The organism is Shewanella sp. 10N.286.51.B8 (assembly GCF_041469325.1).
In the GTDB taxonomy this organism is placed as follows: Bacteria; Pseudomonadota; Gammaproteobacteria; order Enterobacterales; family Shewanellaceae; genus Shewanella.
On the sequence record NZ_JBFRKG010000040.1, the window covers coordinates 1 to 25,751 of the forward strand.

At 42.2% G+C, this 25,751-nt stretch carries 19 protein-coding genes and 1 tRNA gene; 9 read left to right on the forward strand and 11 right to left on the reverse strand.

Annotation, left to right across the window (positions count from 1 at the left end; translation table 11 throughout):
* The first annotated feature begins 375 nt into the window (after nucleotides 1-375).
* On the forward strand, nucleotides 376-819 hold the full coding sequence (locus tag AB4160_RS15180; RefSeq protein WP_102439682.1) for a DUF4124 domain-containing protein: 444 nt from the start codon (nucleotides 376-378) through the stop codon (nucleotides 817-819).
* Nucleotides 820-915: 96 nt separating this feature from the next.
* Here the strand turns inward: AB4160_RS15180 and AB4160_RS15185 are convergent, their stop codons facing one another.
* From AB4160_RS15185 to rluD, 4 genes are all read right to left on the reverse strand, one after another.
* Nucleotides 916-1,224, reverse strand: a complete 309-nt coding sequence (locus AB4160_RS15185; protein WP_102439683.1) for a hypothetical protein — start codon at nucleotides 1,222-1,224, stop codon at nucleotides 916-918.
* Nucleotides 1,225-1,484: 260 nt separating this feature from the next.
* Nucleotides 1,485-4,058, reverse strand: coding sequence for an ATP-dependent chaperone ClpB (gene clpB / locus AB4160_RS15190; protein ID WP_102519101.1), 2,574 nt, complete (start codon nucleotides 4,056-4,058; stop codon nucleotides 1,485-1,487).
* Between the two features lie 144 nt (nucleotides 4,059-4,202).
* The gene (gene pgeF, locus AB4160_RS15195) at nucleotides 4,203-4,937 is read right to left on the reverse strand and encodes a peptidoglycan editing factor PgeF (protein WP_102439685.1); all 735 of its coding nucleotides are present in this window, start codon (nucleotides 4,935-4,937) and stop codon (nucleotides 4,203-4,205) included.
* Between the two features lie 38 nt (nucleotides 4,938-4,975).
* Nucleotides 4,976-5,950, reverse strand: coding sequence for a 23S rRNA pseudouridine(1911/1915/1917) synthase RluD (gene rluD / locus AB4160_RS15200; protein WP_076540848.1), 975 nt, complete (start codon nucleotides 5,948-5,950; stop codon nucleotides 4,976-4,978).
* Between the two features lie 125 nt (nucleotides 5,951-6,075).
* On the opposite strand from rluD, the gene AB4160_RS15205 reads away from it, so the two are divergent.
* Together AB4160_RS15205 and AB4160_RS15210 are read left to right on the forward strand one after the other, a co-directional pair.
* A complete protein-coding gene (locus tag AB4160_RS15205) occupies nucleotides 6,076-6,840 on the forward strand; it encodes an outer membrane protein assembly factor BamD (protein WP_102439686.1) in 765 nt (254 codons plus the stop codon).
* Between the two features lie 182 nt (nucleotides 6,841-7,022).
* Nucleotides 7,023-7,098, forward strand: a tRNA-Phe gene (locus AB4160_RS15210).
* A gap of 280 nt (nucleotides 7,099-7,378) precedes the next feature.
* On the opposite strand, the gene recJ is transcribed toward AB4160_RS15210, so the two are convergent.
* From recJ to brnQ, 4 genes are all read right to left on the reverse strand, one after another.
* Nucleotides 7,379-9,103, reverse strand: coding sequence for a single-stranded-DNA-specific exonuclease RecJ (gene recJ / locus AB4160_RS15215; protein ID WP_102476940.1), 1,725 nt, complete (start codon nucleotides 9,101-9,103; stop codon nucleotides 7,379-7,381).
* A gap of 156 nt (nucleotides 9,104-9,259) precedes the next feature.
* Nucleotides 9,260-9,988 (reverse strand): bifunctional protein-disulfide isomerase/oxidoreductase DsbC, encoded by a 729-nt coding sequence (gene dsbC / locus AB4160_RS15220; RefSeq protein WP_102439688.1) that lies wholly within the window; start codon nucleotides 9,986-9,988, stop codon nucleotides 9,260-9,262.
* A gap of 141 nt (nucleotides 9,989-10,129) precedes the next feature.
* Nucleotides 10,130-11,032 carry a site-specific tyrosine recombinase XerD gene (xerD, locus tag AB4160_RS15225; protein WP_102439689.1) on the reverse strand — a complete coding sequence of 301 codons (903 nt, stop codon included), beginning with the start codon at nucleotides 11,030-11,032 and terminating at the stop codon, nucleotides 10,130-10,132.
* Between the two features lie 85 nt (nucleotides 11,033-11,117).
* Nucleotides 11,118-12,461, reverse strand: coding sequence for a branched-chain amino acid transport system II carrier protein (brnQ, locus tag AB4160_RS15230; protein WP_198589256.1), 1,344 nt, complete (start codon nucleotides 12,459-12,461; stop codon nucleotides 11,118-11,120).
* A 448-nt stretch (nucleotides 12,462-12,909) separates the two neighbouring features.
* Between brnQ and AB4160_RS15235 the strand changes: the two genes are divergently transcribed.
* From AB4160_RS15235 to AB4160_RS15260, 6 genes are all read left to right on the forward strand, one after another.
* Nucleotides 12,910-13,680: a tRNA1(Val) (adenine(37)-N6)-methyltransferase gene (locus tag AB4160_RS15235; RefSeq protein WP_372005373.1), complete on the forward strand. Its 771-nt coding sequence runs from the start codon at nucleotides 12,910-12,912 to the stop codon at nucleotides 13,678-13,680.
* A gap of 81 nt (nucleotides 13,681-13,761) precedes the next feature.
* Nucleotides 13,762-14,994 (forward strand): ATP-dependent RNA helicase SrmB, encoded by a 1,233-nt coding sequence (gene srmB, locus AB4160_RS15240; RefSeq protein WP_102476937.1) that lies wholly within the window; start codon nucleotides 13,762-13,764, stop codon nucleotides 14,992-14,994.
* A gap of 255 nt (nucleotides 14,995-15,249) precedes the next feature.
* Nucleotides 15,250-16,464 (forward strand): efflux RND transporter periplasmic adaptor subunit, encoded by a 1,215-nt coding sequence (locus AB4160_RS15245; protein ID WP_303412067.1) that lies wholly within the window; start codon nucleotides 15,250-15,252, stop codon nucleotides 16,462-16,464.
* A 38-nt stretch (nucleotides 16,465-16,502) separates the two neighbouring features.
* The gene (locus AB4160_RS15250; RefSeq protein WP_372005396.1) at nucleotides 16,503-19,643 is read left to right on the forward strand and encodes an efflux RND transporter permease subunit; all 3,141 of its coding nucleotides are present in this window, start codon (nucleotides 16,503-16,505) and stop codon (nucleotides 19,641-19,643) included.
* 175 nt (nucleotides 19,644-19,818) lie between these two features.
* Nucleotides 19,819-20,460 (forward strand): TatD family nuclease-associated radical SAM protein, encoded by a 642-nt coding sequence (locus tag AB4160_RS15255; protein ID WP_241904103.1) that lies wholly within the window; start codon nucleotides 19,819-19,821, stop codon nucleotides 20,458-20,460.
* Between the two features lie 168 nt (nucleotides 20,461-20,628).
* Nucleotides 20,629-22,863, forward strand: coding sequence for a PAS domain-containing protein (locus AB4160_RS15260; protein ID WP_372005377.1), 2,235 nt, complete (start codon nucleotides 20,629-20,631; stop codon nucleotides 22,861-22,863).
* A gap of 56 nt (nucleotides 22,864-22,919) precedes the next feature.
* On the opposite strand, the gene AB4160_RS15265 is transcribed toward AB4160_RS15260, so the two are convergent.
* From AB4160_RS15265 to AB4160_RS15275, 3 genes are all read right to left on the reverse strand, one after another.
* On the reverse strand, nucleotides 22,920-24,311 hold the full coding sequence (locus AB4160_RS15265; RefSeq protein WP_102439695.1) for a hypothetical protein: 1,392 nt from the start codon (nucleotides 24,309-24,311) through the stop codon (nucleotides 22,920-22,922).
* A 90-nt stretch (nucleotides 24,312-24,401) separates the two neighbouring features.
* A complete protein-coding gene (locus AB4160_RS15270) occupies nucleotides 24,402-24,932 on the reverse strand; it encodes a hypothetical protein (protein WP_372005380.1) in 531 nt (176 codons plus the stop codon).
* Nucleotides 24,933-24,948: 16 nt separating this feature from the next.
* A complete protein-coding gene (locus AB4160_RS15275; protein ID WP_102439697.1) occupies nucleotides 24,949-25,701 on the reverse strand; it encodes a hypothetical protein in 753 nt (250 codons plus the stop codon).
* Nucleotides 25,702-25,751: the final 50 nt, after the last annotated feature.

The following is a 25,751-nucleotide window of genomic DNA, read 5'->3' on the forward strand; positions in this document are numbered from 1 at the left end:
AAATGCTTTTCAACCGGTTAATTATGACGCTTTAAAAGCAGCTTAATTAACGCTAACACCTTGAGGCTATTGGCCTGTCGCCGTGTCAGTGGATGCGCATTATAGGCAAGTTAAGATTTAGCGCAAGGGCTTTTGGCATTTTTTATCTGCAACACAAACTGAATGCGCAAAAGCTAAACAATTCGTGGTTTTTATCACCTAAAACCACCCTATTTTGTTGTTGACTGCCAATTCTAGGCTGCTTGTTTACCTTCAATAGCTCAAGTATTGGAACTAAGTCTTCAATAAACTCGATAATAACTATTGGTTTTAAGGTTCAAATCGCCTATTTTATTTTTAATAAGGAAAGTTGGTATACACCATTTAGGAATATATATGCTTAGTTTACGTTTATTGTGTTTAATAGGCTGTTGTAGTTTGATACAAGTTGCCAATGCTACCGTGATTTATTCTTGGGTCGATGAGAAAGGGGTAAAGCATTATAGTCAACAGCCACCGAATGAAGTTAATTCTGAAAAACTCTATAGTGAAGACATTGAGCCTGCACAAGTGGGTTACTTACCTGTTATTGCTAATGCATCATCAAGTGCAAATAAACCATCGGATGCAGAAAAGAATGCCGAAACCATTAAGGCTAGAGATGCTGAACAAGCAGCGTCTATTTGTGAAAGCGCTAAACACAGCCTAAATGTATTAAATACTTATCAACGATTACACCGCAAAGATCCCACCACCGGTGAAGCCGTACAGGTAACCGAAGAAGAGAGACTTGCTCAAATTGAAACCAATGAAGAAAGAATAAAACTGTTTTGCCAGTAATATTGTATTAGCTACAATATTAAGCAATAGCATGACATTGTGATATTAAGGGGCCTATTGGCCCCTTTTGCTATAAGTTTTGTCGATTGGGCATGATTAATTGCCAACAGTGTACATTGATTTAAACTCGCCACCATTACAGGTTTGGGTACCTGAGCGCCAACCTTTTTCAAATGCATTTATCCCATTTAAGGTTTTATCTTTCATTCCGTCGAGTGATTCACTTGATGTGCTTTGCAATAGTGCACTTTGACAGCCACGGTTATAGCCATAATGATAAATACTGTCGTAATCAACATTACCAACCTTAATAACTGGGATTTCGCCATTGGTTTGGGGGGCAGAGCTACAGCCTGTTAGGGCTATTGCTATGAGTGCGCTACTTATTACAACTAATTTATTCATGCTATATCCTTTTGACTAAAATCACAGTGGTTGAGTTAAATAGTCTACTTTCAAGCTAGTTTATAAATTTGATACTCGCAAGATAGCTTGCCGACACTGGGTTTACGAATTCGTCAAAAGGGTTATTTATTTTGGATAGTTTCTATTGATCAGTCTCACCTCGCCAAAAACACAAAAGGGGCATAGTTAACTACTATGCCCCTTTAATTGCTTCACTCAATTGATTAGCCATGCACTAAGTTGATTAATGACGAAGTAGATTATTGGCTAAATGTTAGCAAACCATCTTTCACATCTACGTTGATTGCTTTACCTGGTAGTAAATCACCTTTTAGTAAGTGATTAGCTAATGGGTTTTCAACTTCCTGCTGCAAGGCACGCTTGAGTGGTCTTGCTCCATATATAGGATCAAATCCTGCTTCAGCAATTAATGCCAGTGCAGCTTTAGAGATCGTTAAGCTAAAGTCTTTTTCTGCTAAGCGCGCTTTTAAGTTCTCTAACTGGATTTCTGCGATATAGGCAATATGTTCAGCTGATAGTGGATGGAACACCACAGTTTCATCGATACGGTTTAAAAACTCAGGCCTAAAGCTTTGGGTAACGACTTCCATTACCGATGCCTTCATCTGAGCATAGTTTTGGGTTTCAAAACCTTGCTGGATAATGTCAGAGCCTAAATTTGAGGTCATGATAATAACGGTATTTCTAAAGTCGACCGTTCGGCCTTGGCCGTCAGTTAATCTACCATCGTCCAATACTTGCAGTAAGATATTGAATACATCAGGATGGGCTTTTTCAACTTCATCGAGCAAGATGACAGAATAAGGCTTACGACGAACGGCTTCTGTTAAGTAACCGCCCTCTTCATAGCCGACATAACCAGGAGGCGCACCCACCAGCCGTGACACGGTATGCTTTTCCATAAACTCTGACATATCGATACGCACCATGGAGGATTCAGTATCAAATAGGAATGTCGCTAATGATTTACATAGTTCGGTTTTACCCACACCAGTTGGGCCTAAAAAGAGGAAAGAACCTATAGGGCGGTTTGGATCAGCTAGACCTGCGCGGCTTCTACGAATCGCATTTGATACCGCTTCTATCGCTTCATTTTGACCAATCACTCTTTGATGTAGTGCGTCTTCCATTTGCAATAACTTGTCACGCTCACCTTCGAGCATTTTACTCACTGGTATACCGGTGGCTTTTGACAACACTTCTGCAATTTCAATATCGGTGACTTTATTGCGTAATAAGGTCATGTCTTGCATTTCAGCCTGAGAAGCTAAATCTAATTGCTTTTCAAGTTCAGGAATACGGCCATATTGCAGTTCAGACATTCGCGTTAAATCGCCTGCCCTTCTCGCCACGTCCATATCCATGCGCGATTGTTCTAAATCGGCTTTAATATGTTGAGTGCCAGCCAATGCGGCTTTTTCAGTGCGCCAAATTTCGTTTAGCTCGTTGGCTTTAATTTCAACTTGAGCAAGCTCAGCCTGTAAATCACTCAGACGTTTGCGACTGGCTTCATCTTCTTCTTTCGCTAGTGCTTGTTCTTCTAGCTTAAGTTGAATTGCGCGACGCTCTAACCTATCTAATGACTCTGGCTTTGAGTCAATTTGCATACGGATACTTGAGGCTGCTTCATCAATCAAATCGATAGCTTTATCAGGTAACTTTCTGTCAGAGACATAGCGGTGTGACATAGTGGCTGCGGCTACAATAGCAGGATCGGTAATTTCCACATGGTGATGCAGCTCATAGCGTTCTTTTAAACCCCGTAATATCGCAATGGTATCTATCACACTTGGCTCATCAACCAGCACTTTTTGGAAACGACGCTCAAGTGCGGCATCCTTTTCAATATACTGACGGTATTCATCAAGCGTGGTAGCGCCAACACAATGTAAATCGCCTCGAGCAAGAGCGGGTTTAAGCATATTACCTGCATCCATCGCCCCTTCGCCTTTACCTGCACCAACCATAGTGTGCAGCTCATCGATAAACAGGATGACTTGGCCTTCTTCTTGGGCTAACTCACTTAATACTGCTTTGAGGCGCTCTTCAAATTCACCGCGATATTTTGCGCCCGCAATTAACGAGCCCATATCAAGGGAAAGTACCCGTTTGTTTTTAATGCCTTCAGGTACTTCGCCATTGACAATCCGTTGAGCTAAGCCTTCAACGATGGCAGTTTTACCCACACCGGGCTCACCAATCAATACTGGATTGTTTTTACTACGGCGCTGCAGTACTTGGATGGTACGGCGAATTTCTTCGTCGCGGCCAATAACCGGATCTAATTTACCTTGCTCTGCTCGCTCAGTAAGATCGACGGTAAATTTCTTTAGCGCTTGGCGTTGATCTTCGGCATTGGGATCATCGACATTTTGTCCGCCACGGATTTGATCTATGGTCGACTCCAAGACTTCTTTGGTGGCACCCGCCGCTTTAAGGCTTTTAGCTAACGGGTCATTGCCTTCTAACGCCGCTAATACAAACAACTCTGACGAAATGTATTTGTCTTTTCGCTTTTGGGCTAATTTATCGCATAAGTTCAGCAAGCGGATCAGGGTTTGTGACAACTGAACATCACCACCGGTGCCTTGCACTTGCGATACTCGTTCCAGCTCTTGGCTAATTGACGAACGCAGCGCACTGACATTAATGCCCGCTTGGGTCAGTAATGGGTGAATTGAACCTGAATCTTGATTTAACAAAGCCATCATCAAATGAATAGGTTCAATAAACTGATGATCTCGTCCTAACGCCAGTGACTGTGCATCTGAAATGGCGATTTGAAACTTATTGGTCATACGATCGAGTCTCATACGGCCTCCTAAACAATTAATTTAAAAACGGGAATGTTTTTGATAAGTAAAATATGGGGGTGTTTATGGATTTTTCAATCTAATGAGGCGAATTTAAAAATAAACCGTTAGGTTAAATGATGTAGATCAAATCTAAAAAACAGATTAGGACTTAAGCCAGATAAGCGACGCCATGCGGCCAGTTTGTTGTTCGCGGCGATAAGAAAAGTAATCACTATCGCTAAAAGTGCAGCGATTAGCGCAATATATTTGGGGAATACCTAATAACGCCAGCCTCATTTGAGCTAAGCCCGCTAAATCTGCTAAATACTTTTCAGCTTGCGGTTTAAAGTAGTCAGTCGCTTGAGGATGCTTTTCGGTAAAATATTGAAGTACTTCTGCGCCAACTTCAAACGCACCAGGGCCAATTGCAGGACCTAAATAAGCGATGAGTTCAGTCGTTGGAGAGGAAAATTTGCTAACTGCGGCTTCAATTATGCCATCACATAAGCCACGCCAGCCGGCATGGACTGCAGCAACTTCAGTGCCCGCATTATTACATAGTAATACAGGAAGGCAATCTGCGGTCATAATCGCCAGTGCAGTATTGGGGGAGTTGGTATAACTACCATCGCCAATGAGAGGAGATGCAATATCAGCTGTCGTCAGTCTAGAGCAATCAATGATGTCAGTGCCATGCACTTGCTCAAGCCAAACAAGTGGCGACTGGATTGAATGCGCTGTTTGTAATAAAGCCCGATTGGCCATGACATCTGCTACAACATCCCCCACATGCAAGCCTAAATTCAGGCTGTCATAAGGTGGTTTGCTGACACCGCCATGACGATTTGTCATGGCGATAGCAACATTATCAGGTAATGGCCAACTGGCTTTAAACACAATCAATCCTTATGCCATCGCTTACGCAAGACTAACACCTATAGGTATTCTATTGGATTTAGTTCTGTGTCTTCGCGCAATGCTTTGGTTAGCATCTTCATATCCTCAGGGATAGGAGCATGCCAAGTCATAATTTCTTGGGTAAACGGATGTGCAAGCTCCAAACGCACCGCATGTAACGCCTGACGCTCAAAGCCTTTTAAAAGTTCAAAAAACGCTTTGCTTGCTTTTTTAGGCGGACGTGGACGACCACCATAAACAGGATCACCAACTAGCACGTGGCCAATATAAGCCATATGAACACGAATTTGGTGAGTACGACCTGTTTCAAGACGCAGTCTTAAACGAGTATGGGCTCTAAATTTTTCAGCAACGCGATAATGAGTGACTGAAGGACGGCCCCCCATAATCACTGCCATTTGAGTACGACGAGTTTCATGGCGTTCAATAGGTTCATCAACCGTGCCACCAGCTGTCATAGTACCAATAACAATTGCTTCGTATTCACGCACGATATCACGGGCTTGAAGCGCCGCAACAAGGTGAGTTTGTGCTTCAACCGTTTTAGCCACCACCATTAAACCTGTGGTGTCTTTATCTAAACGATGCACAATACCAGCACGTGGTACATGTTCGATTTCAGGACAATGATGTAATAACGCATTTAATAATGTGCCATCAGCATTACCTGCACCAGGATGCACAACCAAGCCCGCTTGCTTGTTTACCACTAAAATATGGTCATCTTCGTAGACGATATCTAGTGGGATTTTCTGCGCTTTATCTTTAACTTCTTCTTCAAGCGTTGCTTCTACAGCAATTAACTGCGACTCTAGTACCTTCTCACGAGGTATATCGACGACAGTATCATCAACTGAAACTGCACCAGATAAAATCCATTCTTTGATGCGTGTACGGGAATAATCAGGGAACAATTCAGCCAAAGCTTGGTCTAATCTTAGACCCGTTTGACTTGCTGTGATTTCGCTTTTTAGATTAATCTCTTGTGTCATAGGAACCGTACCCCTTTTTTGGGGTCCAAAGTGAATGAACTATCTGTTACAATCGGATTGTTTTCTATTTTACAGTGAAATGGAAAAATTCTTAACAATAACTTATAAAAGAATTGAATTTACATATGCATAATTTTGCCAAAGGCGCCGCCCTAGTATTGTTTTCATTGACTTTAACGGCTTGTAGCACCTCTAAAGGTTTTGAAGAAGAAGTTGTCAGTAACAAGTCGCCAGAAGCACTTTATGCTCAGGCACGAACCTCAATGGAACTTGGGAACTACTCAAAAGCCGTTAGAACCCTAGAAGCGTTAGACTCGCGTTACCCGTTCGGCCCCCACAAAACTCAAGTCCAATTGGACATGATTTTTGCCTATTATAAGATGGATGATGTCGCATCAGGTATTGCTAACATTGACCGCTTTTTACGCTTAAACCCAACCCATCCAGATATTGATTATGTCTATTATATGCGTGGTTTGACTAATATGCAGGCTGATAATTATCTTTTTCACGATATGATGAATATTGACCGCACCGATCGCGATCCTAAAAATGCCCAAGATGCTTTTAAAGATTTTGATCGTTTAATCAAAAGCTACCCAGATAGTAAGTATGCAGCAGATGCACAACATCGTATGCAATACCTAAAAAACCGTTTAGCAAAATACTCAATCAAAGTAGCTGAGTATTATATTAAAATGGGCGCTTGGAGCGCTGCAGCGGTAAGAGCACAAACTGTGATGGAGCAATTCCCAGGAACACCATCAACTGAACATGCCCTTGAAATCATGGCTCAGGCTTACGAAGAATTAGGTCAAGAGCAGCTAAAGCAAAACGTGGTAACCGTGATGGCGGCGAATTTCCCGAATAATGAGTTAGTCAGTAACTAATGTTTAGCCTTACTGCTTAACTACGCTAGAATGCCTTCAATTTGAAGGCATTTTTTATTTATACGCCATGTAGAATAAAACATCACAAAAGGTACAAAAGATATGCAGTTGACACATTTTCAGCTTAAATGCTAAAAAAACGGTTGACTCAAACGGCTTAAAACCTTAAATTGCATCCCGTCGCCCGAATAGCTCAGTCGGTAGAGCAGAGGATTGAAAATCCTCGTGTCCCTGGTTCGATTCCGGGTTCGGGCACCATATTTAGATTTGGTGGCTAACGCGACCAAATAACAAAAAAGCCTCGCAATGCGAGGCTTTTTTGTTTCTGTCATTTATCATTCATGTGGTAACCATTGCATCAATAAAGCGCCTTAACGACTTTGAGTCAGTACTCTGACTCATTTACTAGCTCCTTGTACTAGCCTCTTGAGCAAGCACACCTGAGTAATACCAGCTCATTAAAGCGCAACTTATTAGCGCCGCAGCTAACTAACACAAAGTCACCCTTGGCTTAAGTTAACCTCACAGACAATACCCATTAAGCTGGCTCAATGTAATCCACCAGCATTTGTACGGTTTGATTACCTCTAAACTCATTCACATCCAGTTTATAAGCCACACGAGCATGTTTTATGCTTGCATCAGGCCAAGTGGTTAAATCAACATTAAATGCAATCGCATCCATCATTACAGCGCCACACTGAGACTCTAACACCAGCTTTAGGTGCTTTTCACCGACAATGCGCTGTTGAATGACACTGAAATAACCATCAAATAATGGCTCTTCAAATGCTTGCCCCCATGGGCCTGCATCTCTTAACAAATAGGCAGTATCGAGGTTCATCAGCGCGACTGGCAATTCACCATCAGATAAAATCTCACCGGTAAGCTGCTCAGGTTTTAATATCTCGCGCACCGCTTTGTCATAGGCTTGTTCAAACTCGCTAAAGGCATCAGCTTTTAGGGATAGTCCTGCTGCCATCGCATGTCCGCCAAACTTAAGGATCATCCCAGGGTGACGGCTATTAATTAGCTCCAATAAGTCACGCATGTGTAAGCCCTTAATCGAGCGAGCGGAGCCTTTAATCTCACCGTTACCCGCATCGGCAAAAGCAATCACGGGGCGATGATATTTATCTTTAATGCGTGATGCTAAAATACCAATCACGCCCTGATGCCAATCTTCTTGAAAAATGGCTAATCCCCAAGGTAATTTAGTTTCATCCAAGCTGAGTTTTTGTAAGCTTTTTAGGGCTTCTTGCTGCATACCGGTTTCTAATTCGCGGCGCTCAGCATTCAGACCATCAAGCTCACCTGCCATGCGTCTGGCGAGCATCATATCTTCACAAAGTAGGGTTTCGACCCCTAAGGCCATTTCATCTAAGCGTCCTGCGGCATTAAGTCTTGGGCCTACTGCAAAACCAAAATCTGATGCGACAATGCGCTGCGGGTTTCGCTTAGCGACTTCAAGCAGAGCTGTGATCCCAACACGGCAGCGACCACTACGTACTCTTTGTAAGCCAGCTTGCACTAAAATGCGGTTATTACTATCAAGGGAAACCACATCAGCCACAGTCCCCAGTGCAACAATGTCCAATAAACTGCCTAAGTTCGGCTCGGCTAATTGATTAAGCTGATACCAATCGCGGGCGCGTAATTCACTGCGCAGTACAGACATCAAATAAAATGCCACGCCCACACCTGCAATAGATTTACTGGCAAACTCACAGCCAGCTTGATTTGGATTAACAATGGCATCGGCTATGGGCAATGATTTACCCGGTAGATGGTGATCTGTCACCACTACGGTCATCCCCAGCGCTTTAGCCGCTGCTACGCCTTCTATGGATGAAATACCATTATCTACGGTAATTAATACCTCAGCGCCTTTTGACTGCGCCACAGCTACAATTTCTGGGCTTAAGCCATAGCCATAATCAAATCGATTAGGAATAAGATAATCCACATGCTGAGCACCCATCATCCGTAATGCCAACAAACACACACTGGTTGAGGTAGCGCCATCTGCGTCAAAGTCGCCCACAATCAAAATGGACTTTTTCGCCATAATAGCATCGGCAATAATACGCGCAGCTTCAGCCAAGCCCATCATAGAATCTGGGCGTAATAGCTTTGAAAGACTCAGATCACAGCCCAAAAGGTCGACGCCTCGACGGGCATACAATTGCTTTAAAATAGCAGGAATACTAGCTGGTAAATGACTATCGTCTACTAGAGGTCGGCGAACAATTTTATGGGCCACAAAAACACCTTAAGAAAATATCGAATTATGAAGTGGGAATGAATCATTGAAACTGAATTTACCATAACAAAAAAGGCGAGCTTTGGGCTCACCTTTTGTTATAAATTAACGTCTTTTAACGCGCTTTAGCGGCTAAATCCGTTAACTCACTGTAGATTAAAGATTGGTTTTAATGGTATTTAATAATGCTTCAGGCGGTTGATAGCCTGGTACTAATACGCCATTTTCTAACACAATTGCTGGGGTACCGTTAATACCAAATGAGCCACCTAAGCGGTATTGACCTTCGATATTAGCATCACATTTTGCCGCTTTTACATTACGACCAGTTTTGGCATCGGTCATCGCTTGCAGTGGATCTTTAGCACACCACACAGCTTCCATTTCATCGGCATTCGCTGACGGAATACCCGCACGAGGATAAGCTAAATATCTTACGGTAATTCCTAAATCGTTATAGCCATCCATTTGCTGATGCAACTTACGACAATAGCCACAATCAACATCGGTAAAAATAGTCACCACATGTTTTTCATTTTTGGCTTTATAAACCAACATATCCTTTTCAAAAGGTTTTAGCATATCAATGCGAGGGCCTGCTAGTGCTGCCTCGGTTAAGTTTTTCATGCCCTTTTGTAAATCATACATATTACCGTGAAGTAACTTACTGCCATCTGGAGACACATATAGCAGACCACGGTCAGTAAGCGCTTGATAAAGACCATCAATTGGCGATGCCTCAATGCTCAAAACATTCACACCTAAGGTATCTGAAACTTGTTTTTTGAGTTCTGCTTCATTAGGGATATCAGAGGCAGAAGCGGCATGTAATAACGGGGCTACTGCAAGCGTTATCGCTAAAGAGAATGCTTTGGTTAACTTCATTTAAAATCCTATTTGGTCAATCTGTATTAGTCTACTCACTATATAGACCCGCTCATCAGCGCAAAAGTTACAGACAATATTTCATGAAAGCAACTACACAGCGCTCATTTTGTGTAAGCAATAATAAACATTCATTTTGCACTAACCTCTTGGATGGTGCTCACTATGCAACTGTTGCAGCCTCGCTTTAGCTACATGGGTGTAAATTTGCGTAGTCGATAAATCACTGTGGCCCAGTAGCAACTGCACTACCCGTAAGTCTGCGCCGTGATTTAATAAATGGGTCGCAAAAGCATGGCGCAAAGTGTGGGGCGACAAATGGCTGTGTATTCCTGCCCGTAACGCATATAGCTTAATTCGGTGCCAAAAGGTCTGCCTTGTCATCATTTGACCGCGCTTTGATGGAAACAGTACATCACTTTGCTTATTACCCAGTAGCTCAGCTCTTGCCGCAACAAGGTATTGATCTACTTCTGTCACCGCTAACTCACCTAAGGGAACTAAGCGCTCTTTACCGCCCTTACCGACAATTCTCACTAAGCCTTGGCGTAAGCTTATTTGCTCAAGGGTTAAGCTAACCAGTTCGGTTACCCGCAGCCCAGTGGCATAAAGTAACTCCAACATGGCTTTATCTCGGCACTCTAGCGGATCATCAACATTGGGCTCATCCAGTAAGCTGTTTATTTGGGCTTCACTGAGTGCCTCGGGTAATTGCCTAACTAATTGAGGGGACTCAACCAGCGCGGTGGGATCAACAGCTATCTGCTCATTAACCAACAAATAACCATACAAACGCCGCAAGCTACTCAATAACCGCGCAGTACTGCTTTTTGCAAAATTTTGTTCCACTCGAAAGGCTAAGTAATCGCGGATCAGCAACTGATCGACATTAATCAACTGGCGTTTTTTCGTTAGCACAAAACGTTCAAAATGGCGTAGATCAGTACGATAGGAAGCCAGTGTATTGTCACTAAGTCCTTTCGTAGACCAAAGGTCATCTAAAAATGCATCGATAATGGGATCGGCTTGATACTTATCTGTCACATGAATTCCTAAAAAAACGGCGTTATTTCAAGATGAAATAACGCCGTTAGTGTAACTAAAGTTAGCTTAGTTTGACAAAGGTTACCTAGCTTGCAGCTAAAGCTTGATCTTTGGCTGGAACAAATAAACAAGCAACAATCGCAAGCCCTACTGGTAATAACCATGCCATGCCTTCAGCATGAAGTGGCATAAAGCTTAGGAAACTTGTATCCACGCCAGCAACTTGAAGACCATCAAAAATACCAAAGAACAAAGCAACAGATAACACTAAACGATGTGAAAACTCAGGACGAGGGAAACGCTCAGTTAAGAAAGTAATCGCTACCAATGCAATTGCCACTGGGTAAATAGTCATTAACACAGGAATACTGATGTTAATTAACTGCGTTAAGCCCACATTGGCAACCGTGGCACAAACCAAACTGAAGAAAATCACAAACGCTTTGTATGAGATCTTAGGCAATAGCTCATTGAAAAACTCTGAACAGGCGGTAATTAACCCAACTGCAGTTGTTAAACAGGCAATGCTCACTACCGTTGCTAATAAGATAGTCCCCATAGTGCCAAACTCATGAGTCACATAGTTTGTTAGAATTTGGCCACCATTTTCAGCGCCCAAAGCAATATCACCAGCGGTAGCGCCTAAATAGAATAATGACACATAAACAAAAGCTAAACCCGATGCAGCAATGATAGCAGCGCGTACTAAATAGCGAGTTTGCGCTTTTGAATCAGTGATGCCTTTTTTACGCAAAATATCAATGATTAACATACCGAAAATCAATGATGCTAGCGTATCCATAGTGTTGTACCCCTCTAAAATACCTTTAGAAAGTGGACTATTAATGTAATCACCGCTTGCAGCTTGAATTGCAGCGCTAGGGGTAATGATCACAGATAATGCTAAACCGACTAATAGGAAAATAAGAATAGGGGTTAATACTTTACCAACGCTGTCTAATAATTTACCTGGGAATAACGACAACAACATCGCAATGGCAAAAAAGCCAATGGTATAAAACAATTGTGCTTTATTAAGTGACAGTGCACCAAGTTGGATGATTGCATCGGCATTATCTAAAAATGGACGAGCACCAATTTCAAAAGCCACCAAGCCTGTACGCGGAGCAGCAAAGGCTGGGCCGATAATAATATAGATAGAAATCGCTAAAGCAGTTGCCGCAAATGCCGGTAACATCGCCATGACCTTACCATTTGCTTTTGCAATCGCAATAAGTCCAGCAAGGGGTAAACCCACGGCAGTAATAAGAAAGCCTAACATTGCTAGTGTCATGTTCTCACCAGCTAACATACCTGCAAACGGTGGAAAAATTAGGTTACCAGCACCTAAGAAAAATGCGAACGTCATAAAGCCTAAGCCTATCGTATCGCCAATACTCATATTATTGTTTTGCACACATTGCCCCATCTTGTTGTTTTGTTTTTTTACAAACTTAAGGGAATAGTCACCAATTAGCTATCGCTAATCTAACCTCCCGACAAACCTGTAAACTTTAAATTACACTTAAGCTCACTAAAATCACTGCCATATTGCTGATAAATTCAGCGTATTTTCGTAATAGCTATGCCGATTTGTGAAGCTGATTTCATTTTTCCCATTTAAACCGCAATAATGTGCTCAAACGGGTAGGAACTAATAGCAAATAGCACTTAGATACACAAGCGCAAAACCCGCATAAAGCAAAAACAACCATCATCTGAAAACAAGCTTAAAAACAGCCAAACATTAGCGCTACAATAACAACACAAGCACCGAAGCTGTCAGTATATTAGCAACAATAAATCAACCTACTATCCGTTTGGGAAAAATTGCAAAAACAGTTACCATAATCGGCCATTTCTCAATCTATAGTCCTATGCCTTTTAGTTTCAAACAATTTCATATTGATGATAGCCGCTGCGGTATGCCCGTCAGTACAGATGGGGTGATGTTAGGCGCTTGGGCTAATATCGAACATAGCCGAACGATTTTGGATATCGGTGCAGGTAGTGGACTATTAACCCTCATGGCTGCTCAGCGAGCTGAGCAATTGGCAAAAACAGCAGTAGGGTTATCAAGCAAAGCGATTAAAATTGTCGCTGTTGAGCTCGATGATTTAGCCGCTCAAGATTGTTTACACAATATCGCCAATTGCCCTTGGGCTGAGATGATTGAGTTACACCATGGGGCAATACAAGACTTTAGTGCCCAGCACTTAGTTCAGTATAAAGCTAAGCTAAGCCCATTATTTGATAGCATCATTTGTAACCCGCCCTACTTTGATAATGGGCCGCAATCAAAGCTGCAGCAGCGAGCAACCGCGAGACATACCGATAGCTTAAGCTTTAGCGAGTTACTGAAACATATTGAGTTATTATTGGCGCCACATGGCGCGGCGAGCTTGATTCTTCCAATTGAAAGTGAAACGCGCTTTACCGGCGCATTAACACAAACCTCTTTGGCCATATCTAAGCGCGTCAGCGTTTCAACGGTTAGCAAAAAGCCACCAAGACGATTACTGCTTGAGCTTAAGCATCAAGCAAAGATTGAAAGCACCGAGCACTCAAGTTTGGTGATAAGCGATCCCAGCGGTCAATATAGTCAGCAAATGATCGCCCTTTGCCGTGAGTTCTATCTAAAACTTTAAGCTTTGTATAGATATCGCTCTCGCTGAGTTGCGCTTCTTAGGTTATAATGCTCGGCTATCAATCAGTGAGACCTACAGCGCATGCTATTTGAAGATTTTGACCTAGATCCAATGCTTTTAGATTCATTAAAGGCCATGGGACATTTGAGCCCGACCACAGTTCAACAACAAACATTGCCAATGGCGATGGAACAACGGGATATTTTAGCTAAAGCGCCAACAGGTACCGGTAAAACGGCCAGCTTTTTGCTGCCGGCATTACAACACTTGATTGATTTCCCAAGACGATTCAATGGTCAAGCCCGTGTGTTAGTCCTAACCCCAACACGTGAGCTTGCTAGCCAAATTCATCGTTACGCTTGCCACCTTGCCACCGATTTAGATCTCGATATTGGTATTATCACCGGTGGTGTGCCATACGGCCCCCAAGAAGAACAACTTGAAGACAATGTCGATTTATTGATTGCCACTCCCGGTCGCCTAGTTGAATATCTTGATAAAGGCCAGTTTGAAGCAACAGAAGTTGAAATCCTGATCATTGATGAAGCTGACCGTATGTTAGATATGGGATTCTCGTCAGTGGTAGAAACTATCGCCATTGAGGCCCAAGGCCGTAAGCAGAATATGTTATTTTCTGCCACCCTTGAAGGCAGCGGTGTATCGCGCTTCGCGCAAGTGCTATTGAATGACCCGGTCACGATTGACGTTGACTCACCTCGCAGTGAAAAAGCCAAAATTCACCAATGGGCTCACCTTGCCGATAATCAAGCCCATAAATTTGCCTTGCTATGCAACATTCTTCAGCAAGAGTCAGTTAAGCGCACTATCGTATTCGTAAAAACCCGTGAAATTGTAGCAAGCCTTGAAGGCCAGCTGCTTAAAGCCGGAATTCCTTGCGCTTTCTTACGTGGTGATATGGAGCAGAAAAAGCGCTTCCAAGCCTTAAGTAAATTCAGTAAAGGCGAAGTCAATATCTTGCTGGCAACCGATGTTGCAGCCCGTGGTATTGATATTGAAGGTATCACCCACGTGATTAACTTTGATATGCCTCGCTCAGCCGACGCCTATGTTCACCGTATTGGACGTACTGCACGCGCAGGCGCGAAAGGCACGGCAATTTCATTAATTGAAGCCCATGATATGCGCATCGTTAATAAAATTGAGCGCTATATTGAGCAGCCACTAAAACGTCGTTACATCGACGGTTTACGACCAACGCACAAAGAAGCGAAAGTGCCTGGCAAGAAAAAAGACAAAGTGAAAATCGCTGCGAAGAAAAAATCTAAAAAAGCAAAAGCGAAAAAGAAAAAGTAAGCCTTTCTCTCGCGATTAAAAAACTGTTTAAGCCCTGAATCAATATAATGCTTCAGGGCTTTTTTTTATCTAAAAATCAGTTTTATAGTGTAAAACCCTAAATAAAGATGAAAAAATCTTATGAAACATTTAATTTACATCTATCGCTTTAGCTCGCTGACGAACTCTGCTAATTTAGCGGGTATAAGACTCTAAAAGTCATGAAAAAAATAGAGTTACTCTCTGATGTAATATTTTGTATGGATACAGTTACCAATGAAACGAATCTTAAGAATCCTATCGCCTTTATTTATCCTGATCATTTTCGCAGGCTTAGCTTTTGTGCTGATAAGTACCAAAGAAGCTCCTGAGCAAAAACAAGAACAAGCTAAAATTGCTATTGTTGATGTCATTGACGTCGAGCTACAAACAGTCTCGTTAAATCTGCCTTCGTATGGTGTTGTCAGCCCTAAATACAAAACCCAGTTAGTCACCGAAGTACAAGGCCGTTTAGTTAGCCTAGATCCAAGTTTTGTCGCCGGCGGTATAGTCAAACAAGGTCAAGCTTTAGCACAAATTGAACCTTCAGATTATGAAGCTGATTTTATCCAAGCAGAAGCTAGCCTTGCCCAAGCCTATGCAGCGCTTAATGAAGAAGTCGCCCGTGGTGAAGTCGCTAAAATTGAATTTAAAGATTTTGATGATGGCCTACCGCCAGAATTAGGCCTGCGTATACCGCAACTGAAAAAAGAACAAGCCAATGTCAAATACGCTAAAGCCGCACTTGCCCGTGCTCAGCGAAATTTAGAGCGCACAGTGATAAGAGCCCCATTTGATGGCCTCATTAAAGCGCGTAACGTCGATTTAGGCCAATATGTCTCTTTAGGGACAAATTTAGGTGAGCTATACGATATCAGCATTGCTGAAGTTCGCTTACCACTGAGCAACAATGATTTAGCTTACTTAGAGTCGGTGGATAACCCTGATACCTCAGTCACTTTAAGCGCTTCTTTGGCGGGTAATTCATTTACTTGGCAAGGTAATATTGTCCGCAGTGAAAACGTCATTGATGAGCAAAACCGTATGGTTTACTTAGTCGCAGAAGTTAAAGATCCTTACCTAAGACAGCAGCGCGGCGAAAATGAACTCCCACTTAAATATGGCAGCTTTGTGACTGCCGTTATCACTGGTCGCACTGTCGATGGCATAGTGAAGCTACCCCGCTATGTGGTAAGAGACAATCAAGTTGCCATTGTTAAAGACGACAATACCATTGAAATACGCCCAGTTAATATCGTGCGCACCGATATTGAACATGTCTATATTAAGGGTAGCCTGAAAAGTGGTGAGCGCGTATCGATCACCGATATCAATAATATGACCTCAGGCCAGAAAGTGAAATTGTTAGGTGAAGAAGCTGACGCGCCAGATGAGGAACTAGAAGCGCCAGCAGAAAACAGTGATGAAATAACCATAGCAGGTGATCTGTAATGGATAACACTAATTCAAACTCAGCCTCCGATAACGATATCGATTACAACAAAGGCATTATTGCTTGGTTTGCTCGCAATAGTGTTGCCGCTAACTTACTTATGGCAGCCCTGCTCATTGGTGGTTTATTCAGCGCCAAATTAATTAATAAGGAAGTTTTCCCTAGCTTTGAACTTAATTTGCTGACGATCTCAGTAGCCTACCCTGGCGCTGCACCTCAAGAGATTGAGGAAGGGATTAATATTAAAATCGAAGAGGCCATTCAAGATATTAATGGTATTACCAAGGTCACCTCAGTTGCCAGTGATAGCGTAGGAACAGTCACCATTGAGGTTGAAGACGGTTATGATGTTCAGCAAGTTTTAGATGAGGCTAAGCTGCGTATCGATGCGATTTCAACCTTTCCTGACAACATAGAAAAGCCGAATATTTTCCAAATAAAACCTGAAAACAATGTCATCTGGGTCTCTGTCTATGGCGACTTAAGTCTCCATGAGATGAAAGAAATGGCTAAAAGCATCCGTGATGATATTACCGATTTACCTGCTGTCACACGTGCCCAAGTTAATGGCGTGCTAGATTATGAAATAGGCATTGAGTTATCAGAAGATAAGCTGCGTGAATATGAAATAACCTTCACTCAAGTCGCACAAGCGGTACAAAACTCTTCGATAGATTTACCCGGTGGCTCAATTAGAGCCCAAGATGGTGATATCTTGCTGCGCACTAAAGGCCAGGCCTATACTGGAGCCGACTTTGCCAACATTGTGGTTTCCACCCGCCCAGATGGCAGCCGTATCATGCTACCCGATGTTGCCACCATTAAAGATGGTTTCGAAGAGCGCATTGAATACACCCGCTTTAATGGTAAACCTGCCGCGATTATTGAAATCACCAGCATTGACGATCAAAACGCGCTGACGATTTCAGAGCAAGTTAAAAGCTATATCGCCGATAAGAAAACCACCCTACCCGCCAATGTCGAGCTAGATACCTGGGGAGATTTAACCCATTACCTTGAAGGCCGCTTAAACATGATGTTATCAAACATGTTTTATGGTGCATTATTGGTGTTTATGATCTTAGCCTTGTTTCTCGACTTGAAACTGGCATTTTGGGTTATGGTCGGCTTACCCGTGTGTTTTCTTGGCACTTTATTATTGATGCCATTAGAGCCCTTTAACATGTCAATCAACATGTTAACCCTATTCGCCTTTATTCTGGTGTTGGGGATCGTGGTGGATGACGCCATTGTCATCGGCGAAAGTGCCTACACAGAAGTAGAAAACAACGGTCACTCCTTAGAGAATGTCATTAAAGGGGTGCAAAAGGTCGCCATGCCCGCAACCTTCGGCGTACTCACCACAATTGCCGCCTTTATACCGATGATCATGGTGTCAGGACCTATGGGGATAATTTGGAAGTCCATCGGTATGGTGGTGATCCTAGCGTTAGCGTTTTCACTTATCGAATCAAAATTGATTTTACCGGCGCATTTAGCTCATATGAAAGTGAAGAAAAAGCGCCCGCCAACTAACATATTCTCAAAATTTAAACTGTGGATTAATGAGAAGCTGCAATACTTTATTCACAACAATTATCGCAACTTTTTAGGTACTTGTATTAAAAATCGCTACAACGTTGTGGCGGTGTTTGTCGGGGTACTGATTTTATCTATCGCACTGGTTGCCAGTGGCAAAGTTCGTTGGGTATTTTTCCCTGATATTCCGTCGGACTTTATTCAAGTCAACCTTGAGATGGAAGAAGGCAGCTCCGAGCTCAATACCTTATATGTGGTACAGCAAGTTGAAGAAGCGCTGTACGCCATGAATGAAAAGTTTGTCGAAGATACTGGCTCTGACGTGTTAAAGCACAGCTTTATCGCGATAAATTCCAGTAGCTCTGGGTTTATCTTTGCTGAGCTGTCAAAAGGTGAAGATCGTGAAATTGACGGTGTCACAATAGCTGAAGAGTGGCGTAAACAGCTACCTGAATTATTATCAGTGAAAAAGCTTAATATTTCTGCCAGTACCAATGATGCCGGCGGCGATATTTCGTTTAGATTAACCTCAAGTAACTTAGAGCAACTAGCCCAAGCCTCAAAAGAGTTAAAAGCTAAACTTGCCACCTATGAAGGTGTGTTCGATATCTCGGATAACTTTTCATCTGGTAGCCAAGAGATCAGACTCAACATTCGCCCAGAAGCCGAAGCACTAGGGTTAACCCTGTCAGATCTAGCCCGTCAGGTGCGTTATGGCTTTTATGGTTATGAAGCCCAGCGAATTCTTCGTAACAAAGAAGAGATCAAAGTGATGGTGCGCTACCCATTAGAGCAGCGCCGCACCATTGGTCACCTTGAAAACATGTTAATTCGTACCCCACAAGGTGTTGCTGTGCCTTTTTCAACGGTGGCAGATATTGAGCTAGGTGAATCCTTTGCATCAATTACTCGTGTTGATGGTCGCCGAGCGATTACCATTAGCGCTAATGTGAACAAAAACACCGTTGAGCCATCAAAAGTGGTTGGTGAAATCCAAGAAGAATTTATACCGCAATTGACTGAGCGCTACAAAGAGGTCAACGCCGCATTAGATGGTGGCAGTCAAGATGAACAAGATGCCATGCTGGGCCTTTTGCAAGGGTTCTTTTTTGCCATGTTTACCATATATGCTTTGATGGCGATTCCATTAAAGTCATATAGCCAGCCATTAATCATTATGTCGGTGATCCCATTTGGCATGATTGGCGCTTTGGTGGGTCACTTCATTCTTGGGATATCCATGAGTGTATTAAGCCTTTGTGGCATTGTTGCCTTGGCTGGGGTTGTGGTCAATGACTCACTGATTTTGGTGGACTTTGTTAACCGCGCCCGCCGCAAAGGCTTCTCGTTAATGGAGTCAGCCATCGACTCGGGCTGTTATCGCTTCAGAGCAATAATCTTAACCTCAATGACGACCTTTGTTGGCTTAGTACCTATTTTGTTAGAAAAAAGCCTGCAAGCTAAAATCGTCATTCCGATGGCAACATCATTAGCCTTTGGTATTTTGTTTTCCACTGTAGTAACGCTGATTTTAGTGCCTGTGCTGTACATCATTTTAGATGATGTGAAGCAGTTAACGCGGCGGATATTTAACTGGTGGTGGCAGCCGAAAAAAGAAGACGATGAAGCTTATTATTAGCGCCTAGTCCAAGTACATTAACAAGGGAGCTTAGCTCCCTTTTTTATGCCTAAAGCTCATGAAATTGGCGCTTTAGCCAATAATGCGAACTCACAAACAGATATCAATATTGGCTTAGGTTAATATCATTTAATCACACTGCAATAATGATATTCAGATGAAGCCTGAAACCACAATGTCAAAAACGAATACCACAGCAACGGCGACAAATGATACCGCAGCCAACACCTTAGTCTATGATATTCGCGGCAGTCGCTACCTTAATATTACTGGTCGCTGCACCTTAAGATGCCAGTTTTGCCCCAAACATAATGGCTCAAAACAAGTTCATCAATATGAATTATCTCTTGATAGGCAAGTGAAGCCTGACGATATTATTCCTTTATTAGGCAATGCTGCTGACTTTGATGAGTATGTTTTTTGCGGTTATGGCGAGCCAACCTTAAACCTTGAGACCTTATTAGTGGTCGCTACGCAGCTTAAAAAATCAGGTGCGAAAGTGCGTTTAAATACCGATGGCTTAGCTAACCTTTTCCATCGGCGCAATATATTACCTGAGTTAGCATCTTGTATTGATAGCTTGTCAATATCGCTCAATGCCGATACTGAAGCCCTGTATATTCAGCATTGTCAGCCCAAATTGAAACACGCATTTGCTGCTGTACTCAGCTTTATCGAAATGGCGCCCACTTTTATAAGTGATGTACAGGTGTCGGCAATCAATGGCCTTGAAGGGGTTGATATTGCCCGTTGTAAAATATTAGTTGAGCAACGAGGCGCAACCTTTAAATGTCGTCAACTGGATATTGTTGGCTAACTAAACCAAGAGGCTTCTGGATTAAGCTTTATTATTGGCTCCACTTGCCCTTATGGTAACTTTTACCTTTGAACAAAAAATTACTGAAAAACTCAGTCTCTAAGGTCAACCTTATGGGGCATTCGTGCTAACATTCACTTACCGGGACTGTTAAAAATAAGTAAGTGAATGTTTAAGAGATATACTAATAAAAACGTCTCAAAGTCTGTTTTAATCTCCACCCAAGATATTCAATGGGCGCGACAACATGTATTAGCGCTGTCTAGTCAATTATTGGTTATGCTGTTAAGTATTGTCATTTTGACTGTGCTACTGCTTAAGTTAGGCGAAAGGCGCCTACAAGAAGATTGGGCAGATAAGCGTTATAGTGAAATACAAACAGTAGGCACCCTCGCATCGGATAAAATTAACTTCCTTCAATTTCGCACCCAAGCTTTCGCGAAAGCAGAGCTTGTGAAACAATATTTAGCCAATCCATCTGAGGCGCAACGTCATAAGCTAGAAGAAAACTGGGACATATTGCTTAACAATATTCCTGAGTTATTAGGTTTAACCCTGTTTGATCCCCAAGGTAATCCACGCATAAGCTCAACAGATGCTTTTAGTAACGTCACTATCCCTGAATTTATTCTAGAAGCTTCCAATACAATGGGAGGCAATGACACTTACTACTCCAATATTCAATTTGTGCCAATAAATGGCAAGTTAACCCCTTATGTTTACCAGTTGGCATGGATTGAAAATAACGACCAAAGTATTCGCGGTTACTTAGTGACCTACAACTCGGTTTCTGAAATACTCGAATCCATCAAACCGGCATTTTTTAACCATAACTCGCCATTACTGCTTATTGGCTCTAAAGGCGTGCTCTATGCGGGCGGTAATCAGCAGTTTCCCATGAAAAGACTACCTAATACATTGGGCAGCAGTATTATTCAGTCATACCCAGAATTATGGCAACACATGGCCAACACCCATTTTGGTCAATTTCATACTGACAGTGGCACTTTTGTGTTTTTAAAGGTTGAAGTAGCACCTCAAGATGCAGAGGTAAGAGAATACTATCTACTGTCTTATATTCGCCATGAGGATATCGCTGCAAAGTTTGATCACTGGCGCTATATGTTAATTTGCTTCTCTTTGATCATTACCGCGTTAGCCTCCAGTTTATTGGTGTTAAAGCATCGCTTCTATTTAGAAAGCACCGCCAATAGCAATAGTATTAATTTAGCCAGCGTATTATTTAACAGTAATCAAAATTGCTTAATAGTGAATACTAGCGGTCGCATCATCAAAGCCAATTTACAAGCAGCTAATACCCTATCAACCAGTATTAAATCACTGTTTGAGCGCAGTTTACAGCGCGTATTGTCATTAGAAGATGAGCAATATAAACAGCTCACTGAAGCCATGCGTGACAATGTCACTTGGAAGCAGGTGGTCAATTTAAATAATGACAACTGCACTATTTCACTATGTTGTCAGCCCAGCTATAAAAATAAACACAGTGAGCAATACTGGCTGGTGACCTTTGAAAACATCACCGAACTTACCCAAGCAAAGCATCAAGCATACCGTTACCAGTTATTATCTGAGAGCGCTGTAGCCACGGCATTAACGGATTCCAGCGGTCAATTACTCAAATATAACCTTAAATTTAAAAACTTAATGGCCCTCGCTGCTGACAGCAATGTCAATATCTTAAGCCTGTTAGGTAAAGACATCACCAAACAATGGGCCGATATCAATAGCCGCATCAGCTTGCAAGGGAAATGGAAGGGCCAAGTAATCGCCAGCAGTGAAACCCCTTTTGCAACTAGCTTAAAAGCCAATATTCGCTCGGAGCATTCTGTCGACGGTGAACACGAGTATTTTATCTGTACTTTTGAAAATCTATTGCCGCAAACAGCGCTAAAACAATTACCTAATCAACAAACGCCACTGAGTTCAATGGTATTGCAGCTTTCAGAATTAGAACTACATTTTAATACCCTAACAGAGTCTAGCCGTGAACAAACCTGCTTATTGATCATGGACATTAACCCTGAGGGGCTCATAAGTCACATCAGTGATATAGACCATTTAGAGCAACGCCAAAAAGACATTGAAATGCAGTTACTCATCGATTTACCCACAGGCTTTCAAATCGCCCATTGGCGTCTAGGCTCTTTGGTGATATTGCTGCCACTAAGTGATTCCGTTCAAGCACACAAATACGCCATGAGCATTATGGATAGATTGGAGCAAAATGAATTAAATGAAGGGATTAATATCGGTATTTCTGGGTATCTAGAGCAGCAGTCTTTTGAACATTATCTCAGTAATGCAGAGGTAGCATTAAGGCGTGCAAAGCAAACCGGTAACCAAAATATTTGCCAAGCCTTTACCCGTAAGGCTCGCTAATCATAGCCAGCCTTATATCATCACTACAGCTAAAGTCTAATTGGCGAATAAGCAACTTATTCGCCAATTTCTAACAGCCCACCTGGCAGTTTGCTTTGAGTAATTTCAATGATACTAGAGCGGCTCATAATAACTTTGTAACGGGCATATTCAAGTGGGCCTTTGCCATCTTTTAGCACTGCAACAAGGTTGACTTGATAGCGCCTTTCTACTGATTCGTTACTGACTTTGCCATCTTGTTCACTATAGATTTTTGCCTTACCACGCTCTAAGTGACGGGCAAATGGCACCAAGCTAAAGTTTACTTGCTCTTGGATTTTGGAGTAGCCAGCTTCAAATTCTTTGTTGGTCACCTTTGAAGCAATACGGTAATGCAGCACCACGGCATCGACTTTATTTTGCCTATGCCGCTGTTTCATTATCTCAGCGACTGCAGCGGGAATATCCTGGGTGCGGATAAAATCCAACCATACGAACTGCTTAGCAATCACGGCTTGGGTGGTGGTATCCCTTAAAATCTGACTCCAGCGTGGACGTCCTCGCTGAATATAACGCCACATCGCAACCCGTACATCTTCTTTAAAAATTTCACGAAAACCGTATATCACCGCTAAGGTAACCACCAAACTCATGGTTAAGCCGCTAAACACCCCTTGGGCCTTAATGATCAGTGCTGATACCACCATCATCACTAACCCCGTAGCTAATCCCGTCACGAACTTTTTCAAGCCTATGCCTAAAGGTTTTAGCTCCTCCTTTAATACCACACCTTGTTGTATTAAGCGCCTTAATAACAGCATCTTATTTGAAATACGATTAGCATCTTGCTTGGTGCCGGATGAGTTATACTTTCTTTCCTCTTCACGGTAATGATGCTCAGCGCGGCATAACGCCACCAGTTGATCTTTAACATCACTATATTCAGCACTACGCGGCCGATAAGCTAAGGTTTTTAACAGTTGTTGTTCACAAAACCAGGACAGGTAATTGTCAGCATTATTGAAGTAGGATTTGAGCTTTTCATCGCTGGGCTCGTTACGGCGAAACTTTTTAAGTAACTGAGTGACCGACTCACCTAATTCAGTTAATGCGGGATAAAAGTCGTCAGGGTCAGTGATAAGACGCAATTCTTTTGCATCAGTCTCAATGGCTACGGCAAATTGATAGGCAAATAAGTTGAGGTATAAACGGAACTCTTCTTTAGTGCGTTTATTAATACTGGCAAAACGGTTTTGTACTAATGGTAGGTGTAACCCTTGAGAGTAATAAGACCGCCGCCCAAGCATTGCGCTGTGGTAATACTCTTCTTCGTCTAGGGTTTTTTCGCCAACCCCCATTTCTGTGGGTAAGTAAAAATATAAATCAAAGCTGCGCTGCTGCCCAGCCTCCATTTGATGGCTGAATTTAATCGATAATGATTCTTCTTTCTTTACTTTGACTTTAGCCACTATGGAAGTATTTTATCTCAGAGTTTGCCTTGCCTTAACTATAACGAATTTCAGCAGATAAAGGAGGCGTAAATAACTAAAACTATACCATTATTCATGTAAACGGCATGCCCAAAGCATATTGTAGGGCTTAAATTTCATTAAGATATATTTATTATCAATATCCATTTCTAAGACTTGAACAGCTATATGCAGCTGTGTTTGAGTTTGCAACTGAGCCGCTGTGGTTTTAAGCTCTTTGGCGAGGTACTTTCTCAAATAGGAATTATTTTGGTTAAACTGAGCATCGGTTAACACTAAATCTAATTTATAGGTCATGTCACCAACCTCTAGTTCAGTCAAATCGCCATCGAATGTTGCATATTCATGGTTTTTTGAACCTTTGGCATTGTAATAATTCAACTGAATTTGCTTATTTTTAACTGTTAATGCTAAAAATAGTGGTCCATGATCAAGCTCGATTGTATGCTCTTTGTCAGCGCTAAATTCATATAAATCACTCTGGCAATCAAAGGCCCATATATCTCTTGTATCAGCAAACTGCTCTAACATTAACACCGAAATACAAGAGACTACGATGAAACCGACAGTAAAAACAACACGACCAATTCTAGTTAACAAAAAATCTGTTACTGCTTTAACCACAAATATTTACCTTTTTTAGCCACGCAGGCGTTACAAAGCTATGCTGGGCTTGATCCCTCAAAACCTTGATATTATAAAAACGCCAGCGATCGGGTAGGCGTTTTTTCATTACGATGCTGACGGCTTTATTATCTTCAGCCAAAGTGGCGGAAATAGCATCCCAAGGCATGATGGGGCAATTTCTTAACTGATTAGAGATACGGTCTGCAATACTGCTTAAATCTAAATCGATTTCACTGGCTTTAGAGGCATATAAATACAGGTTAGAAACATTGCCTTGTTGAGTTAAAAACTCTCGGCTAGCATCCGGCTTCACCGATTCTTGATTATTAAGGTGTGAATGAACAAAAAATAGTGCGATTAACGTTAGCAAAATAATCACAATATACTGACCATAAGAAATCACCTTATTAGGTGAATCAAATAGGCTATTCTTACCAGAAACGACTTTAGTATAAAGAATGACACCCTGATTGGGGATTAACTCTATTAGCCTGCTATGAGAAGCGCCTAAATAATCCTGAAACAACACAATTATTTGTTGTAAATCTTCTTCTGAAATTTGCTGCTGATGCTGGCCATCAGTGGGGAAAGAGAGGCTTTCGATAGGCACAACTTGTCCGCGATGTTTTGCTAATAAGCTCAACACCCAGAATTCGTTATTATTGAGCTGCCATGTGGTAGCTTTGGATTGGTTGCTAAGCACTTTTTGCTTATCATCAAACCAACAACACCCAATTTGCATGCCTAGTCCATCTCATATTGCTCTATATATCATTAGATTATAGCGGAGCA

Bases quoted from the DNA above. Each gene is read 5' to 3' on its own strand.
- AB4160_RS15180 (WP_102439682.1), top strand. From the start codon at position 376: ATGCTTAGTTTACGTTTATTGTGTTTAATAGGCTGTTGTAGTTTGATA.
- AB4160_RS15185 (WP_102439683.1), bottom strand. From the start codon at position 1,224: ATGAATAAATTAGTTGTAATAAGTAGCGCACTCATAGCAATAGCCCTA.
- clpB (WP_102519101.1), bottom strand. From the start codon at position 4,058: ATGAGACTCGATCGTATGACCAATAAGTTTCAAATCGCCATTTCAGAT.
- rluD (WP_076540848.1), bottom strand. From the start codon at position 5,950: ATGACACAAGAGATTAATCTAAAAAGCGAAATCACAGCAAGTCAAACG.
- AB4160_RS15205 (WP_102439686.1), top strand. From the start codon at position 6,076: ATGCATAATTTTGCCAAAGGCGCCGCCCTAGTATTGTTTTCATTGACT.
- dsbC (WP_102439688.1), bottom strand. From the start codon at position 9,988: ATGAAGTTAACCAAAGCATTCTCTTTAGCGATAACGCTTGCAGTAGCC.
- brnQ (WP_198589256.1), bottom strand. From the start codon at position 12,461: ATGGGGCAATGTGTGCAAAACAATAATATGAGTATTGGCGATACGATA.
- AB4160_RS15235 (WP_372005373.1), top strand. From the start codon at position 12,910: ATGCCTTTTAGTTTCAAACAATTTCATATTGATGATAGCCGCTGCGGT.
- srmB (WP_102476937.1), top strand. From the start codon at position 13,762: ATGCTATTTGAAGATTTTGACCTAGATCCAATGCTTTTAGATTCATTA.
- AB4160_RS15245 (WP_303412067.1), top strand. From the start codon at position 15,250: ATGAAACGAATCTTAAGAATCCTATCGCCTTTATTTATCCTGATCATT.
- AB4160_RS15255 (WP_241904103.1), top strand. From the start codon at position 19,819: ATGTCAAAAACGAATACCACAGCAACGGCGACAAATGATACCGCAGCC.
- AB4160_RS15260 (WP_372005377.1), top strand. From the start codon at position 20,629: ATGTTTAAGAGATATACTAATAAAAACGTCTCAAAGTCTGTTTTAATC.
- AB4160_RS15275 (WP_102439697.1), bottom strand. From the start codon at position 25,701: ATGCAAATTGGGTGTTGTTGGTTTGATGATAAGCAAAAAGTGCTTAGC.